An 18,349-nucleotide genomic window follows, 5' to 3' on the forward strand; every position below is an offset into this window, starting at 1 on the left:
TGCTCTACAGTTCCCGTCACTTGATCACTGCGGGTGCGGGAGGCACGCATGGGGTGGGTGTCGGCCGGCGACTACGAAGTCGCCCTCGACGACGGCAAGGTGGTGTGCCGCAACGCGGCCGGGCGGCGGCTGAAGTCCGTGCCGCCCAAGATCGCCGATGATCCCGCGGTGGTGGGACTGCGTCAGCTCGTCGAGTGGCTCGAGCGGCACGAACGGCAGTGCCTGGCCGACGTGGAGCGGTGGATGGTGCGTTCGCTGCCCGTGCCGTTCGCGGTCCTGGCGCGCGTGTGGCCGGACCCGTCCTGGCAGGCCGCCCTGCGCGATCTGGTGGTCACCGGCGAGGACGGCGTGGTGGCCGGGTTCCTGCGCGACGCCGACCCGGAGCGCGGCCTCGGCCTGGTCGACCTCGACGGCGACACCGTGCGCCTCACCCCCGGCCTGGTCCGGCTGCCGCACCCGGTGCTGCTCGACGACCTGGAGGAACTGCGGGAGTTCGCCGTCGAACTCGGTGTCGAGCAGCGTGCGCAGCAGATCTTCCGCGAGGTGTGGCACCGGCCCGCGGCACTCGACGCGGAGGCGGCCTCCGTGGAGGACTACGCGGGCGGCGCCTTCAAGCAGCTGCGGTTCCTGCACGGCCGGACGACCCAGCTCGGCTACCGCGTGCGCGGCGGCCACGCCGTGTGCTCCGTACTCGAGGACGGACGCGGCGTCGAGGCCCGGGTGTGGATCGGCGACTACGACGGCTACGAGGAGACGGAGACCGGTCCCCTGGTCTTCACCGATCCGGCGGGGCGGACGCTGAAGCTGGGTCAGGTCGGGCCGGTGGCCTGGTCGGAGGGCATGCGCATGGCGGCGGCGCTGTACGCCGGACGCGACATCGAGGACGAGGAGCGTGCGGCATGACGACCTACGACGGCACCACCGGCGACGCGTCGGCCGGCATCGCCCACGACGAGACCACCGCCGCCGTCCTGCTCGACGCCGGCGCGGTGCTGCCCCCGGGCACCAGCGGCCGGGAGGACGCCGACGCCCTCACCGTCCGCACATACACGCATCCCGCGCTCGACGGGCGCCAGGTGGTGCGGCTCGTGCCGGGCACGCTGGGGGAGGCGGAGGACCTCGCCCTGGACTTCCTCGGACTGGTCCGGGAGCCGGAGGTCCGCGAGGTCGGCCAGGTGCGCCGGGAGACCCTGGGGTTCCCCGCGTGGGCCCTGGTCAACGACCCGGCGAACGGGCACCACGCGCTGGCGCTGGTCAAGGACGTCGAGCGGCTCGCACGACAGGCCAAGTCCCGTCCCGGCACGGCGAAGGAGGGCTTCGAGGCACTCGGCGAACGACTCGGCAGGGCGGTGCCGCACTTCCTGCCCACGTTCTACGAGCAGGCCGCCCGTGTCTTCCTCCAGCACGACAACACCACGTACGCGGCCGCCTTCTTCGGCAAGGCCCGCGAGGCGGAGCGGGTGCACGCGCTCGCGGTCGACGAGGAGCGGCAGCGGGCCGTGTTCCTGGAGTTCGCCTTCGCCGGAGCGCTGACGGTCAAGGCGCTCAAGGAGCATGTGAAGGCCCTCGCGGCGCGCCTCACCGCGGCCGAGGCCTGGGCGCAGTTCCGGCAGCTGACGGTGGAGCGCTGCGCGGCGGGCATGCCGCCGTACGCGTCGCTGCCGCAGGACGCGCGCACCCTGATCAAGGCGGCGGGTCTGAACCGGGTGACCGAGGAGTGCGCCCTGGTCGCGGATCTGCTCCAGTCGCCCGCGGCGGTCCGGGCACCCGCGTCGTTCTGGAACTCCTACCGGGCGACACTCGTCGTCCTGGCCGAGGACCGGCCCGCGGTGCGGGTGCGGCTGCTGGAGATCATGCCCGCCGGGCTCGGCCGGTCCATGGATCAGGACGAGTTCTGGCTGGCGCTGCTCACCGAGACCGGCGCGGACCGGCTGCTGACGGGTGAGGCCGAGGGCGCCGACGGGGTCGACGCGGCGGACTGGCTGAGCCGTTGGGCGCTGCACCTCAAGCACGGCGGCACGGTGAGCGGCCGATCGCCCGCCACTCTCGCACTGGTCGGGCGGATGGCCGCGCGACTGCGCGCCGACGGCCGCCCGGTGGACCTCTTCACCGGCCGCTGGCAGGCCGGCGCCGACCTGGACCTGCTGGACCTGTGCGTGGCGCAGGGCGTGGCGCTGACGCTGCCGGGGGCGGAGGTGGACGTCGCCCTCCCGGTCAGCCAGTGGCTTCACGAACGCCGGGACGGGCGACGTGACCTGAAGGCCGTCGCGGCGGACCCCCGCCACCGGCGCCTGCTGTACGCGGCGATCGGGAACCTGGGCCGTCACCGCCCGGACGCGGGGCTGCTGGAGGGTCTGGTCGGGCACCCCGTGCTCGCCGACGTACTGCGCGAATGGCTCGACGACGCGGCCGGGGAACTGGTCGAGGCGGCCGGACTGCCCGCCGCCCGCGCGGCGCTGGAGCGGATGCGCCCGTTCCGTGCGGTCGCCGCCCGCATCAGCCCGCGGGCCGTCGAACGGGTCGCCGCGCTCGACGTGGCGCCGCTGCTCGGGGGGACCCTGCGCGCCGGCATACCGGACGAACTGGGCTGGCCCGCCCTCGACGAGGCGCTGCGGCGGCTGGACGCGGAGACCCGGCGCGACCACGACGACACGCTCGCGGTCCACGAGGCCTGGCCGGCGCTGATCCTCTCGCGCAGGCACCGGGCGATCGTCGTGGGCCCCCAGGACATCCTGCTGGAGCACGAGCTGCGGCTCCCGGTGGAGCTCGATCGCTGGCGGCGTCCGACGTTCCGCTACACGGACGGCGAGCTGCTGGTGATGTGGCACCACGACGGCAAGCAGTACGGCTACTGGTCGGCCCGCCCGTCCGAGGTGTTCACCCTCGGCGGCGAGACCGTCCCCCGCTGGTACGGCGGCGGCGACGCGGGCGAGACCTCCGTCCCGTTGCCCGGCGGCGGACGCGCCACCGGAGGGCGCGCCCTGCACGCCGGGGACACGGTCCTGCCCCCGGCGCGCCGCGTACTCGGGGACGGCACCTCGTACTGGCGCCAGGGCCGGCAGGGACGGCAGCAGGTGTGGCTGGAGTACGACCCTGCCACCGGCACGCACGGGCGGGCGTCGCTGCCCGCGTTCCTGCGGTCCGGCATCCGCGACGGCGCCACCCTGCTCCAGGAGCACTGCGCGGTGCTGCCTCTGCAACCCGGCCTGGAGCACAGCCCGTTCGGCACGGACGGCACGGTCCTCGGCCACTGGGTGCGCACCGAGGGAGCGGGCGACGACGCGCGCACCACGGCCGGCACGCCCGACGGCCGGACGGTCACGCTGCCGGCGGAACGGGACGGCCGGACACCGCACGTGCCGCTCGGCGCGCTGCGACTGCCCGGGGGTGCCGAGCCGGTCGTGGTCGTGCAACACCGCCAGATCGCCCTGTTCGCGGGTGACGCCGGCACCGGCCTGCGGGAGCTGAGCCGGCTGACGCAGCTGGAGCCGGGTGGCGAGTACGCGGCCGGCACGCGGCTGGTCCCGCCGGTGGACTTCTGGCACGCGCTGCGGCCCCGCGACGAGAGCGCGTCGGCGGTCCTGCGGGCCCTGGACGACGAGCAGGCGGGCGCGTTGCTGCACACCGCGGCCCAGGCGCTGGCGGAGCGCCAGGCGATGATCGCGGCGGCGAACGGACGGACGCACGTCACGGCGTCGGGCGGCGCGCCCGTGGCGGGGTCCGCCCCATCGCCCGTGGCGGGGTCCGCCTCGTCGTATGTGGCGGCGTCCGCGTCGTCGTATGTGGCGGCGTCCGTCCACTCGCACGCGACGGCACCGGGCCAGGCCTTCGCGGCGTCGGTGGGCGCGGCCTTCGCCACGGCCCTGACCCCGACGCACCCGGCGGCGACAGCCCGGATGCCCTCCGCGGCGGCGGCCCCGGCCGGCGCGCCCGCCGTTCCGACCGCCGAGGAGGTCCTGCGGGAGGTCGTCTCCCGTACCCTGCCGGCCCTCACCCAGCCCGAGTTGCTGACCGGTGTCACGGTCCTGGTGCGCGCGGTGCTGCGGCTGGCCGAATCGATCGCCGGCTTCGTGAGTCCTCCGGTGGAGCGGCCCAAGGCGGAACGCAAGCGCGTCGAGGGGATGTTCGCCGACCACTCCCCCCGGCACGGCGACGACCAGACCCTGCGGGAGGCCGTCACGGGTCTCGTCAACCTCTACGGAGGGTGGGGCGACGATGAGCGCTGGAGCACGCTGCGCCAGATCCGCGCGGTGAACCATGTGCTGTCCGGGAAGCCGGCCGACGGCAAGCCGCTCTCGGAGGCTTCCCGGCCCACCGGGACCGCGGACGGCTGGCGCAGCGACGAGTTCACGGTGCCGGGCATCGGAATGGTCTGGCCCTCCGTCCTGGACGTGCTGCGCCCCCTCGCCTACCGCGCCGCCGTGGGAACGGTCACCGAAGCACACCGCGAGGCGCTGCTGCTGCTGTTCGAGGCGGTCGCGGAAGGTCCGTTGGCGGAGGCCGGGAGCGCCGTGCGCGAGGTCGTCCTGTGTGAGCCGCACGACCGGCAGGAGCGGGCCGGCCAGGTGCTGCGCCGCGAGGGCCGCACCGTCGTGATCCTCGGCTGCCAGAGCTTCGACCGTCAGCACGGACGCGTGTACTGGCTGGCCCTGGACCACGACCCGGCCGGGGCCTTCGGCGCGGTCGCGCACTTCACGCTGGACAGGGAGACCGCGCACCCACCGCTGTTCCCGGCCGAGGCGCTCGCCCACGTGACCGGGCTGATCCGGGACAAGGGCCCGGCGCCGTGGCAGCCGGAGGCGCCGGCGGCCCTGGCAGCCGCCACGCGCGACAGTCTGGGACTCCTCCAGGCGAGCCTGCTGCTCGCCGGAAGGCCGGCCCACCTCACCGACGAGGTGATCGCCGCGACCGGGCTGAAGCCGCGCCAGAAGGAACTCGGTGACGCCCTGCTGGCCACGCTGGAGTCCGACGACCGGTCGGCCCTGGTGGGTGCCCTGCTGCCCGAGAACGCCGGCGACCTGTGGACGGCCGGACCCGACACGGCCGCGGCGGGCCGGGTGTGGGCCGAGCGGCTCGGCGAAGTGGTCCGCCTGCCCGAGGACCTCGCGGCGGACCTCTCCCTGGCCGGGGTCCCCGCGGGATCCGCCGAGGAGGTGCTCAACCCGGGCCGCACCCCGTGGATCAGCCGCACCACCGTCCAGCGGCCCGGCAAGAACGGCGACCTGGTGCCGGAGGACTCCCGGGCGCTGCCCGGCCGGCACGACCTGACGCGCGCCGTGGCCACCCTGGCCGGACTCGCCTACTCCCTGCCGTACGGGCACCCGCTGCGTGCCGTCCTGCCGCAGGGGCTGACCGCGCTGCGCCGCCGCGTCGCGGACCCCGGCCTGCTGCTCGACCTCGACCTGGCGTGGTCGGAGAAGGGCTCCATGACGGCAGTGCAGCTGCGCAAGGCGTACGGGCTGCCCGCCACCGGCGGTGCCGACGCGCACGGCCTGACGGCCGCGGGCGAGGCACTGGTGCTGCGCCCCTGGTACGGCGACCAGGAGACCGTCCTGGTCCGCACCGGTGCGCTGCACGGGGCCGACGACCCGGTGTTCGGACTCGTCGAGGGAATCGTCGGGGCCGGGCACGGCGGGGGCATGCGGGCCCTGCGGACGATCCTCGGGGACGATCTCGCCCGCGCGCTCACGGCCGGGACCGACGCCGACGTGCCCGCCGGTCACGCCCAGGACCCCTTCCTCAGCGTGCCCGAGCTGGTCACCGAGGTCGCGAGGACCCACGGCCTGGCAAAGGACGCGGCGGCGCTCTACCTCCAGTTGCTGGCCCTGCCCGACCCGACGGACCGCAACTGCGCCCGCTGGACGGGCTGGAAGCCGGCCCGGGTGAAGAAGGCCCGCGCCGCTCTGGCGGCCACCGACCTGGTCGTCGAGGCCAGGCGGGCGCGCGCCGGACGGACCCTCTTCCTGCCGGGCGGCTGGCTCGACCTGAAGTCCCCCGCCCTGCCGGTGGAGATCTGGAAGCAGGGTCTCTACCCGGTCCTCGACCACTCCCGCGCGGTACCCCTCGTACCGGTGCCGGAACTGTTCACTCGCGCGTGGGACCGCGCCCGCGCCGGTGACGCCCCCGCGTACGAGGAACTGACCACGCGCGCCACCCGTAAGGGCCGCCGCCGATGACCACCGTCCACCCGCACCCGGAAGACCTCGCCGCGATGACCACCACCCTGTCCCCCGCCCCGGCACGCCAGATCGTCCCGCCCGAGGACCGGCACGCGACCGAACTGGCCTTCCTCGCCGCCTACGACGACGGTCCGCGCCCGCCCGCGTGGCGCCTCACCCCGCGCGCGGTCGTCACGTTCGTCATGGGCAGCGACGGAGGGTCGCTGAAGCTGCCGGACGAGGCGGAGGCACCGGAGGGAGTCCCGCGCCGCCTGGTGGTCGAGAGCAAGTTCGTCGGCGACCGGGCGCTGGTCGAGCGGTGCGTGGTCACGCTCGCCGGGGAACGCGGCCTGCTGCTCGTCGGCGAGCCCGGCACCGCCAAGTCGATGCTGTCGGAACTGCTCTCCGCGGCCGTGTGCGGCACCAGCGGGCTGGTCGTGCAGGGCACGGCCGGCACCACCGAGGACCAGCTCAAGTACGGCTGGAACTACGCGCTGCTGCTGGCGCAGGGTCCCAGCCGGAAGGCGCTCGTGCCCTCGCCCGTCCTGACCGCCATGACCCGGGGCGGAGTGGCCCGTGTCGAGGAGGTCACCCGCTGCCTGCCCGAAGTGCAGGACTCGTTGGTGTCGCTGCTCTCCGAGCGGCGGATCGCGGTGCCCGAACTGGCGGGCACCGAGGACGCGTTGGCGCACGCGGCGCCCGGCTTCACCCTGATCGCCACCGCCAACCTGCGCGACAGGGGAGTCTCGGAGATGTCCGCGGCGCTCAAACGCCGGTTCAACTTCGAGACCGTCGGCCCCATCGGCGACCTCGACGCGGAGACCACGCTGGTGCGCCGTCAGGCCCGGGCCTCCGTGGAGCGGGCGGGGGCGCCGTTCCAGGTCGACGACGCCGTGCTGGAGGCACTGGTCACCGCCTTCCGTGATCTGCGCGAGGGCAGGTCGGCGGAGGGCTGGGAGGTGGAACGGCCGTCCACCGTGATGAGCACCGCGGAGGCGGTGTCCGTGGCCGGCGCGCTCGCCCTCGCGGCGGCGTACTTCCCGGGCGACCGTGACGTGCTCGGACTGCTGCCGGGGCATCTGCTGGGGGTGGTCCGCAAGGACGATCCCGCCGACGCGGCCCGGCTGCTCGGCTACTGGGACGGTCCCGTCCGGCGCCGCGCCGAGCAGGGCTCCGCCACCTGGCGCACCCTGTGGGACCTGCGCACGGTCCTGGAGGGCTGACGGCCGTGTCCCTCACCCACACGGCGCCTCCCGCCCCCGGGGGCGGCCGGGCGGGCGCCTCGCCCGACGAGGCGCTCGCCGCACTGACCGGACCGTGCGCGCCCTATCTCGTCGGCGTCCGGCACCACGCGCCGTCCCTGGCCGCCGCCGTACCCGCGCTGCTGGACGAGGCGAGGCCGGACGTGCTGCTCGTCGAACTGCCCGCCGAGATGCAGGAGTGGCTGCCCTGGCTGGGGCACGAGGAGACGCGCGCCCCGGTCGCGCTCGCCGCCGCTCCCGCCGACGGGAGCGGCGGCCCGGGTGGTCCGGCGTTCTACCCGTTCGCCGACTTCTCGCCCGAACTGGCCGCCGTGCGCTGGGCCGCCCGGCGGGACGTACCGGTGATCGCCTGCGACTTGCCGCTCGCCGACCGCGCGTGGGGCGAGGGCCGGCGGTCCGCCGGGCGGCAGGCGGGCGGGCCCGGTCTCGCCGACGTGCTGCGGAACCGGCTGACCGGCCGTCCCGGGGACGACCTCTGGGACCGGCTCGTCGAGGCGACCGCCCCGGGCTCCTCGCCCGAGGCGCTGCGCCGCGCGGCCCTGCTCACCGGGTGGGCGCTGCGCGAGGACGCGGCCGCCGCGGGCGGCGTACCGGAGCTGGACCTGCGACGCGAGCGGTGGATGCGGGCCCGGCTCGCCGAGGCCACCGCGCACGGTGAGCGCGCGGCAGTGCTGGTCGGCGCGTTCCACGCCCCGGCCCTGGTCGGGCAGGAGGCCCGCACGGGCGCGGCGCCCGAGGACGTCGCCGAGGAACCGCGGGAGGCGGTCGGGGAGGCGGAGGCGCGGCGGCGGGCCTGGACGACCTCGTTGATCCCGTACACCTATGCCCTTCTCGACGAGCGGTCCGGTTATCCGGCGGGCATCCGGGATCCGGAGTGGCAGGACATGGTCCTGCGGGCGGCGGGCGATCCGGAGGCGCTCCAGGAGGCACTGACACGGGCGGCCGTCCGTGTCTGCGCCGCACTGCGCGACCTCGGGCACCCGTCGGGGCCCGCCGACGCGCGCGAGATCAGCCGGCTCGCCTCGGACCTCGCCCGGCTGCGCGGCCTGCCCGCGGCCGGACGCGGCGAACTGGTCGAGGCCGTGCAGACGGTGCTCGCCCAGGGCGAGCCCTACGGGCGCGGGCGTGCCGTCGCGAAGGCGATGGAGCGGGTGCTCGTCGGCGGGCGCGGCGGGCGCCCCGCCCCGGGGGCCCCGCGCAGCGGCCTCGTCCCCGCGGTCGAGGCCGAGGTGGCGGGGCTCGGGCTGCCCGGCCCGGCCGAGGGCGGCCCCGGCACCGCGCGGGACCTTCGGCTCGATCCGCTGCGGTCCGGCCTCGACCGGCGCCGCGAACTGCTGCTGCGCCGGCTGACGGTGTGCGGGGTGCCCTACGGGGAGGTCAAGGAGGTCGTCGGCGCGGGCGGTGCGGAGGCCCTCACCTCGCGATGGGAGGTGCGCTGGACTCCCGCCACGGCCGCGATGCTGACCGCGGCGGGCGTGCGCGGGGTCACGCCCGCGCAGACCGCCGAGGGTGTGCTGCGCGAACGGCGGCGCGAAGAGCTGGAGGAGGGCGGGCCGACCGCCGCCCGGGCCCTCGACGGGCTCGAACGGGCGGCGGAGTGCGGCCTGCCCGCGCTCGCGGACGAGCGGCTCGACGACATCGCGGACATCCTGCCACGGGCGGGTACCCTGCCGGAACTCCTCGCCGGGCTGGCCCTGCTGGACCGGCTGCGCGCCGGTCACGTCCCGGGCCTGGTCCCGGATGCCGGCCGGGAGGCCCGGGCGACGGCCGTCGCGGAGCTGCTCACGGCCGCGGCGGTGCGGCAGGTGGACGGCCTGACCGGCTCGGAGGACACCGCCGACGCCCACGCCCTGCCCGAACTGGCCCATCGCGCCGACCTGCTGGGCGGTATCCGTCTGGCCGACGCCCTGCACCGCCTGTCCGCCGACGGCTCCCCGCTGATGCGCGGTGCCGCCGGGGCCGTACGCGTCCTGCTCGGTCAGGAGGACGCGCGGGTCTTCGGCGACCGCGTGGCCTCCTGGGTCGACGGGGCCACCGACCCCGGCTCCCGCGGCGCGCTCACCGCCCGGCTCAGCGGCCTGCTGGCCGCCGCGGGACCCCTGCTGGAGGCCGCGGCACCCGCGCTGGAGCCGCTGCTCACCCGGGTGTCCGAACTGGCCGACCGCGAGTTCCTGGACCGGCTGCCCGCGCTGCGCGGCGGCTTCGACACCCTCAGCCCCGCTGCCCGCGACCGGCTCCTGGCCGCCGTCGAGGAACGTCTGGGCACCTCGCGCGTCGCCGAGACGGACGGTACCGATCCGGCCGCGCTCGCCACCTGGGCCCGGGCGGACCTCACGGCACGTGAGGCGCTGGGGTCGCTCGGTCTGCTGGGGCCGCCGCCCGAGGCCGAGGACGGCGGGAGTCCGGACGTCGATGTGGAGCCTTCTCCGGCGTTCGTGGGCGAGGACCCCGCGGTCGAGCCCGGCGTGTCCCCGCTCCTCGCCCCCGCCGACCGGTGGCGTCTTCTCCTCGGCCGGCGCACGGATCAATTGCCGCCGTCCGCGGGACCGCTGGCGACCGCGCTGGACGAGCTGTACGGCAGCGGACGCGGCGAAGGCAGCCGGGGCGATCTGACGGGGGCGGGAGCCGGTGGTGGACGCCGGGCGCCCTACCCCGGCGTGCGGGAGTGGTCCGAGGAACTGGCGGCGCTGTTCGGGCCGGGTGTCCGGGAGGAGGTGCTGGCGGCCGCGGCCGCGGCGGGCCGTACGGACGTCCTCGCCGAGCTGGACGCGGACAGCGTGCGGCCCTCCGTGGACCTGCTGCGCTCCGTGCTGCGGCACGCGGGCGGCCTGCCCGAGGCGCGGCTCGCCGCGCTGCGCCCGCTGGTGCGGCGGCTGGTCGACGCGCTGACCCGGGAGCTGGCCACCCGGCTGCGTCCCGCCCTGCACGGCACCGCGCTGCCGCGTCCCAGCAGGCGCCCGGGCGGCGGCCTGGACCTGCCGCGCACGCTGCGGGCCAACCTGGCGACCGCCCGCCGCGGCCCGGACGGCACGGTGCGGGTCGTTCCCGAGCGGCCGGTCTTCCGTACACGGGCGCGCCGGGCCGCCGACTGGCGGCTGATCCTGGTCACCGACGTGTCGGGGTCCATGGAGGCGTCCACGGTGTGGGCCGCGCTCACCGCCTCGGTGCTGGCGGGAGTACCGACGCTGTCCACGCATTTCCTGGCGTTCTCCACGGAGGTCATCGACCTCACCGGACACGTGGAGGACCCGCTGTCGCTGCTGCTGGAGGTCAGCGTGGGCGGCGGCACCCACATCGCGGCGGGTCTGCGTCACGCGCGCGAGCTCGTCACCGTGCCGTCGCGCACCCTCGTGGTGGTGGTCAGCGACTTCGAGGAGGGCTACCCCCTCGGCGGACTGCTCGGCGAGGTCCGCGCGCTGGTCGGGGCCGGCTGTCATGTCCTCGGGTGCGCGAGCCTCGACGACACGGGCAGGCCCCGCTACTCCACGGGAGTGGCCGGTCAGCTCGTCGCCGCGGGCATGCCCGTCGCCGCCCTCGGCCCGCTCGAACTCGCCCGCTGGGTAGGGGAGAAGATCGCATGAGTCCTGACCTGCCTCCGGTCGTCCCGTCGGTCACCGCCGAACTCGTCGGGGCGCTCTCGCCCAGGCTCCGCAAGCGGCTGGACGCGGGGGTCGCCAAGCTCATGGCGCGTCCGGCCGTCCGTGACGGCGACACCGTGCGGATCGCCGTCGACGACGAGACCGATGTCGTACTGCACGCACCTGGTGGAACGGTGTCCGGCGTGGACGCGATCCGGTGCGGATGTCTGCTGGCCCCCGACTGCCTGCACCGTGCGGCGGCGGCCTCGGCCGCGCCCGTCGCCGACGACGCCTCGGAAGCGGAGACGGCCGGAGCTCCCGAGGCGGGGGGCTCCTCGGAAGCACCCGAGGCCCCGGAAGCCGCCGAAGCCCCGGGGGCCCGGGCAGCGGCGACGGGCACGACGAGGACGAAGGAGACGGACGCGGCAGGCCGGGCGGCACCCGCTGCCGCCACCGACGAACAGCGGGCCGCCGCGCGCACCGTGTTCGACGCGGCAGCCGCCGTGCTGCTGGCCGGGACGGACGGTGCGGGCGCCGTGCTCCAGGCGGAACTGCTGCGCGCCGCGCACGCCGCCCGCCTCGCCGGCCTGCCCCGCGCCGCCTCCGCGGCGGTCTCGGTCGTGACCGGCGTGCGCGCGGCCCGCTCCGCCGACGCCGGGTACCGCCTCGGCGATCTCACCGACGCGCTCGCGGGCGTGCTCGGCGTCGCCCACCGTCTCCCGCACGCCACCGGCGCGGAGCTGACCGAACTGCGCGGCACGGTACGGCAGCCGTACCGTCCGGACGGCTCGCTGCGCCTCTACGGCCTCTTCTCCGAGCCCGTGCTCACGGCGACCGGGTACGCCGGCGCGGTCACCTGGACCGCCGACGCCGACGGCCGGCTGTACACGGTCTCGGACGTGGCACCGGGCGGGCCCGCCCGCGCGACCGGTGCCGCCGACCGGGCCGTGCGGATCGGCGACACGGCCCTGACCCACCGTGAGCTGTCGCGCGCGGGCCTGGCGGTGTCCGGCGCCACGGTCTCCCCGACGGGACGTCTCGGAGCGGGGGCAGGCGTGCGGGCGGTCCGCGCGTCCGGTGCCTCCTGGCGCGGCGAGCCGCTGGACCGGCTGTGGTCCGTACCCGTCGCCGAGCAGGTGGCCCGGGCCCTGGACGGCGAGAATGACCTGCTGTTCCTCGAAGTGACCCTGAGGGGCACGGTCCGCGAGACGTCGGGTGACCGCCTGCTGGCCGACTGCGCGGGCGTGCCCGTGCGCCTGGCGACGGCGCACGACTCCCCGTCGCTCCCCTGCCGTGACAACCTGCGCCTGCTCGCCGCCGCCCGGGGCAGCCGGCTGCGGATCGTCGCGCGGCTGGTCCCGGGGCCGCTCCCCCGCGCGCTGCTGCTGGCGGCCGAGCATCCGACGGACCCCACCGCGCGGGTGGACCTCGGTCTGGACCGACTCCAGCACGCGGACCTTCCCACCGACGTGGCCGAGCCGGCCGCCGCCGTCGCCGCCGGGGACGAGGCCCCGCTGCACCTGCTGCGCCGTCGGGTGCACCAAGCGGTCTCAGGTGGCCGGCCGGTGCTGTCCTTCTCCCGCAGCGGATCGGGTGACAGCGCTCGGCTGCGCCGTGCGGGCCTCGGCACGGCGGCCGGTCTCCTGGAAGACCTCCATGCGGCTGCCGCGGATCGCTCCCGTGACGCCTTCGGCCGCCTGCTCCCCGCCGACACCGGTCGTTTCGCCCGCGCGTGGCTCGCCGCCGCCGTCTACACCGCTGTAGCTGAGAGGGCGTTGTGCGCGAACGCGTGGGGGGCCACGGCGGCGGAGCTCGCAACTCCGCGGCGCATTGTGCGCCTCCAGGTTCCGCGGTGAATCCGGCGCCTCCAGGTTCCGCGGCGAATCCGGCGCCTTTAGGTCAGGATCCGGCCTATAAGGCTCCTAACGTGGTGCTCGTCCACGGAACACCACGCGACACCCCTCACGGAAGCCGGAGACGATGACCGCAGCGACGCAGAAGGCCACCACCCCGAACACCCCCGCGTCCGACGCCGCCAGGGAGCGCGCCGACCTCGTGGAGGCCCTGGCCCACCATCGCGGGTTCCTGCGCCTGACCACCCGTGACCTGACCGACGAGCAGGCCGGACTGCGGACCACCGCCGGCGAGCTGTGTCTGGGCGGTCTCGTCAAGCACGTCACCTCGGTCGAGCGCTCCTGGGTCGACTTCATCCAGCACGGGCCCGAGGTGCTGGGCGACTGGAACAACATGACCGAGGCCGACTGGGCCCGGCGGGCCGACGAGTTCCGCATGCTGCCCGGCGAGACGCTCGCCGGGGTGCTGGACGCGTACGCCGAGGTGGCCCGCAGGACCGACGAACTGGTCGCCGAGCTGCCGGACCTGGACCTTTCCCAGCCCCTGCCCCCGGCCCCCTGGCACAAGCCGGGCACGGAGTGGTCGGTCCGCCGGGTCCTGCTCCACCTGATCGGCGAGACGGCCCAGCACGCCGGCCACGCCGACATCATCCGGGAGTCCCTGGACGGCGCCAAGAGCATGGGGTGACGGGGGGGCACGCCGGTCGACCGGGCGCGCGGGCTCGGCTTCGGAAAGATGCGGGCAGGGCGAGGGGCGGTCCCCGCGCCTCGGAAGGCACCCTCGCGGCGTGTCCCAGGACGGGCCGGAGGATCGTCACTCCTCGGGGAACCGCGCGCCCTCGCGCAGGGACCGACCGCCGGCGCTTCGGAGTCCACGTCCGGCTGACCGCCTCCCGAGCAGGTGACGCGGGCTCGTCGCGGTGCGGCGTTCCGGTGAAAGGCACGGGTGTCCCGGCGCTGCTCGTTCCCCTCGGCCGACCGCGCCCGGCACGGTGTTCACTGCCGAGGCCCGCCTGATGCCCGCCCCTGGTGCTTCGGTACCGCCTCGGCCGAACGCTGTCGGGTGCCGAACCGAGCTGGGGAGTGTGCGGGGTGCGGAGCCAGGAACCGGACGGACCTGAGCGGATCGTCCTGCGCGAGCGCCCCGAGGCGACGGTGCGGCTGTACGGTCTGCCCCCGGCCGGCGCGGGCGCCGATTTCTACCACCCCTGGCTGGCGCATCTGCCGGAGTGGGTGGAGCTGTGCTCCGTGCGCCTGCCCGGGCGGGGTCCCAGGGCCGAGCAGGCGTCACTGACCGATCCCGCCGATCTCGCCGCGCGTCTGGCCGGCATCGTCGACGACCCGGACGACGGGCGGCCGTTCGCCGTGTTCGGGCACAGTGTGGGCGCGCTGATGGCGTTCGAGACGATGCGCCGGCTCCGGCGGGACGGCGGACGTCTGCCGGTCTGGGCCGGGCTCTCCGCGCTGGGAGGTCCCCAGGACCGCGCCTACGCCAGGGACCTCCTGCCCCTGCTGACCAACGGCGCGGAGGGGCTGGCCGCGGTGATCGGCGGCCCGGCGCCGCGGTGGACGGCCGGCGACGCGCTCTTGACGGCCGCCCTGGGCACGCCGCTGCTCGCCGACTGCCTACTGCTGCTGCACCACCGCCACCGCGCGGAGCCGCCGCTCGACGTACCCCTCGCCCTGTACGGCGGCAGGCAGGACCCGACCACGGACGCGGAGCGGCTCGGCACCTGGAACAGCCTGTTCGCCGCACCGGCCGAGCCCCTGCTCTTCCCTGGCGGGCACATGTACACCAACGAGCGGACCGAGGCGCTGGTGAAGCGGGTGGTCGCCGATGTCGCGGTGGCCCGCGACAGGGCGGCGGCCGGGGTCTGCGAGCAGGCGGCGCCCAGGTGAAGTGAACCGATCGGCTTGTTCGCGGGCGCGGGCGAGCCGCCGGGCGGCCCGCGCGCCGCCGCGGGAGTGTCGCGTACTGCACTTGGCGCCCCTTCTCCTCACCAAAGCGCGAAACACCCTCGGGATTGACATCCCGCGGTCCCTTCCAGGCAAGCCCTAGGGCTTCGGGACGGTTTCTCCCCGTACCTGACTGGAAGGAGACCTTTCGCATGGTGCACAGACATGCCGTGGCCGGGCGCCGTACGGCACTGGTCGCGGTCGGCACGTTGATGCTGGGCGGGATCGCTTCGACCGCCACGGCCGGGGCCGAGCCGCCGCCCCTGGCGGGGCCGCTGCCGTCGGCGGCCCAGACGCTCGGCGCCGACCGGCCGTCGGCGGAGGTACTGCACGCGCTGGGGCGTGACCTCGGCCTGACCGGGCAGCAAGCGGCGACACGGCTCGTGAACGAGGCGGAGGCGGGCACCCGCGCGGGCCGGCTCCGCCTCGCGCTGGGCGAGCGCTTCGCGGGCGCCTGGCTGAGCGGCGCCACCTCGGGCACGCTCACCGTCGCGACCACCAGCGACACGGACGTGACCACCATCCAGGGGCAGGGCGCGAAGGCCGCGGTCGTCGACGCGTCGCTGGCGGAACTCACGGCCGTCAAGGGCAGGCTGGACAGGGCCGCCTCCCGGTTCAGCACGCGCAACGCGCCGCAGTGGTTCGTCGACGTGCCGAGGAACAAGGTCGTCATCGAGGCGACGAGCACCTCGGCCGCGACCGCCTTCGCCAGGGCGGCGGGGCTGGACGCCGGGCAGGTCGACATGAAGGTGTCGTCCCACCGGCCGCATCTGATGGCGGACATCACCGGCGGCGACGCCTACTACATCAACGGCACGGCCCGCTGTTCGGTCGGCTTCTCGGTCACCAGGGGCGCCGAGCAGGGCTTCGCCAGCGCCGGTCACTGCGGTGACCCGGGTGCCCGCACCACCGGCTACGACCAGACGGAGCAGGGCACCTTCCGGGCCTCCAGCTTCCCCGGCGAGGACATGGCGTGGGTCTCGGTCAACGACGACTGGACGGCCACCGCCGGAGTCAAGGGCGAGGAGGGCGAGAACGTGCAGATCGGCGGCTCGGTCGAGGCGCTGGTCGGCGCGTCGGTGTGCCGCTCCGGCTCCACCACGGGCTGGCACTGCGGCACGATCCAGCAGCACGGCACGAGCGTGAGCTACGCCGAGGGCGTGGTCGACGGACTGACCCGTACGACGGTGTGCGCCGAGCCGGGCGACTCCGGTGGCCCCTACGTCTCGGGCGCCCAGGCCCAGGGGCTGACCTCGGGCGGCACGGGTGACTGCACGCGCGGTGGCACGACGTTCTACCAGCCGGTCAACCCGGTCCTCGGCGACTACGGGCTCACCCTGAAGACGGCCTCCACCGGTGTCGCGAATCCGGGCCAGCAGGAGGGTGACCCGACCGACGGATGGGCCGCGGGCCGCGTCTACCACCCGGGGGCGACGGTCACCATCGACGGTGTCCGCTACCAGTGCCTGCAGGCCCATCAGGCGCAGGGCTCCTGGACGCCGGCCGCCACGCCGGCACTGTGGCAGCGCGTCTGACGGCCCTGGGGATCCGACGGCCCCAGTGATCCGACGGCCCGGGGCGATCGGGCGGTCCCCGGGGACCGGGCGGCATCGGACGCGGCACGGCGCCGCTTCCGATGCCGCCCGGTCCCCGTCGTCCCTTCACGAGCGGCGGCCGCGCGTGGAGCGATGTGGCGCGGATCACCAGGAAAGATCAGCACGGCTCACAGGGGACCCGGCTGCGATTACCGAACAAGAGATGGCGCGAAGTCGACTATGGAAGCCCTGCACCGCGCGCGCACTCGACCTTTCAATCCGAGGCGGAGCGACTTCGGGGCCGTCGAATGATCAAAAGTCGAGCGTCTGCGGGAGTCGACGCCATGGCGGGGCGACACGGATACCGCAGGAATTAACGTCTTGTTCATGACTCAGCTGCACGTAAGGCCCCAGGCCGAGAACGCGGGCGCGGCCGCCGACGGGGCGATGCGCGCCAAGGGCTTGAGCGGGAACTCCGTCGGCCTGATGGGCAGCGCGGTCATCGGTGTCTCCACCGTGGCCCCGGTGTACTGCCTGACCTCCACGCTCGGCTCCACCGCGGGCGAGGTCGGCGTGCAGATGCCCGCCGTGTTCCTCGCGGGATTCCTGCCGATGCTGCTGGTCGCCTTCGCGTACCGCGAGCTGAACAAGGTGATGCCGGACTGCGGCACCTCGTTCACCTGGACGGTGAAGGCGTTCGGGCCGCGGGTCGGCTGGATGTGCGGCTGGGGACTGGTGATCGCGACGATCATCGTGCTGTCCAACCTGGCGGGGGTGGCCACCTCGTACTTCTGGCTGCTGGCCGGTGAGCTCACGGGGAGTGAGTCGGTCGCCGCGCTGGACGGCAACAAGGCCGTCCACATCCTCACCTGTCTCGCGCTGATCGCGATCGCGACCGTGATCAGCTATCGCGGGATGACCGCGACCAAGGGAGTCCAGTACGCGCTGGTGGCGCTGCAGCTGGTGGTGCTGGCCGTGTTCGTGGCGATGGCCTTCGGCAAGGCGGGCAGCGTCGAGTTCCCGACCTCGGCCCCGTTCTCGTGGTCGTGGCTGAATCCGTTCGCCGTGCAGTCGTTCGGCGCGTTCACCGCCGGTCTGTCGCTGTCGATCTTCATGTACTGGGGCTGGGACGCCTGTCTGACCGCCAACGAGGAGACCAGCGGCTCCAGCCGCACCCCCGGCCGCGCGGCCCTGGTCGCCATGGTCGTGCTGGTCGGCTCCTACCTCGCCACCGGCGTGGCGGCGCAGATGGTCGTCGGTTCCGGCGACCAGGGGCTCGGTCTCGCCAACCCGGAGACCTCCGACAACGTCTTCGCCGCGCTCGCCGGCCCGGTGATGGGCCCCACGCTCGGCATCCTGCTCTTCGTCGCCGTCCTCGCCTCGGCCGCGGCCAGCCTCCAGACCACGTTCATCCCGGTGGCCCGTACGGTGCTGGCGATGTCGACGTACGAGGCCCTGCCCGCCTCGTACGCCAGGGTGCATCCCCGGTTCAAGACGCCAGGACGGGCCACGGTGACGGCGGGTGTCGCGACCGGCGTCTTCTACACGGTGATGACGCTGGTCAGCGAGCACGTGCTGGTCGACACGATCTACGCCCTCGGCCTGATGATCTGCTTCTACTACGCGCTGACCGCCTTCGCCTGCGCCTGGTACTTCCGTGGCGAGCTGCTGCGCTCCGGCCGTGACCTCGCGTTCAAGGGGTTGTTCCCGGTCGTCGGCGGGCTGCTGCTGGCGGCGGTGTTCGCCAAGACGCTGGTCGACATGTGGAACCCCGCGTACGGCAGCGGGTCGTCCGTGCTGGGGGTGGGGTCGGTGTTCGTGATCGGCGTGGGGCTGCTGGCCCTGGGTCTGGTGATCATGACGGTGATGCGATGGCGCAGCCCGGCCTTCTTCCGCGGCGAGGTGCTGACGGCGTCGACGCCGGCGCTGATCGCCAAGGACTGAGGCGACGGGCCGGCGGCGCCGTAGAGGTGAGGAGCGGGTCCCCTCGGAGGGGGCCCGCTCCTC

General features: G+C 75.0%; 9 protein-coding genes. All 9 read left to right on the forward strand.

From position 1 onward, the window contains the following. Positions 1-48 precede the first annotated feature (48 nt). Entirely contained in the window at positions 49-903 is an 855-nt protein-coding gene (locus ACWCPM_RS17235; RefSeq protein ID WP_450977007.1) for a DUF4132 domain-containing protein, read from the forward strand. Further along, on the forward strand, positions 900-6,176 hold the full coding sequence (locus ACWCPM_RS17240; RefSeq protein ID WP_450977008.1) for a hypothetical protein: 5,277 nt from the start codon (positions 900-902) through the stop codon (positions 6,174-6,176). Before ACWCPM_RS17235 ends, ACWCPM_RS17240 begins: the two co-directional genes overlap by 4 nt. 35 nt (positions 6,177-6,211) lie before the next feature. Further along, positions 6,212-7,381 (forward strand): ATP-binding protein, encoded by a 1,170-nt coding sequence (locus ACWCPM_RS17245; RefSeq protein WP_450977057.1) that lies wholly within the window; start codon positions 6,212-6,214, stop codon positions 7,379-7,381. 5 nt (positions 7,382-7,386) lie between these two features. Continuing rightward, complete coding sequence (locus tag ACWCPM_RS17250; RefSeq protein ID WP_450977009.1) at positions 7,387-11,001, forward strand: vWA domain-containing protein; 3,615 nt, start codon at positions 7,387-7,389, stop codon at positions 10,999-11,001. Continuing rightward, a complete protein-coding gene (locus tag ACWCPM_RS17255; protein WP_450977010.1) occupies positions 10,998-12,854 on the forward strand; it encodes a hypothetical protein in 1,857 nt (618 codons plus the stop codon). The genes ACWCPM_RS17250 and ACWCPM_RS17255 overlap by 4 nt, the downstream gene beginning before the upstream one ends. A gap of 124 nt (positions 12,855-12,978) precedes the next feature. Beyond that, positions 12,979-13,539: a DinB family protein gene (locus tag ACWCPM_RS17260; protein ID WP_450977011.1), complete on the forward strand. Its 561-nt coding sequence runs from the start codon at positions 12,979-12,981 to the stop codon at positions 13,537-13,539. Between the two features lie 404 nt (positions 13,540-13,943). Next, on the forward strand, positions 13,944-14,750 hold the full coding sequence (locus ACWCPM_RS17265; RefSeq protein WP_450977012.1) for a thioesterase II family protein: 807 nt from the start codon (positions 13,944-13,946) through the stop codon (positions 14,748-14,750). 209 nt (positions 14,751-14,959) lie between these two features. Beyond that, the gene (locus ACWCPM_RS17270; protein ID WP_450977013.1) at positions 14,960-16,342 is read left to right on the forward strand and encodes a carbohydrate-binding protein; all 1,383 of its coding nucleotides are present in this window, start codon (positions 14,960-14,962) and stop codon (positions 16,340-16,342) included. 387 nt (positions 16,343-16,729) lie between these two features. Next, complete coding sequence (locus ACWCPM_RS17275) at positions 16,730-18,286, forward strand: APC family permease (protein WP_450977014.1); 1,557 nt, start codon at positions 16,730-16,732, stop codon at positions 18,284-18,286. The last annotated feature ends 63 nt before the right edge of the window (positions 18,287-18,349 follow it).

The organism is Streptomyces sp. NPDC002309 (genome assembly GCF_053593375.1).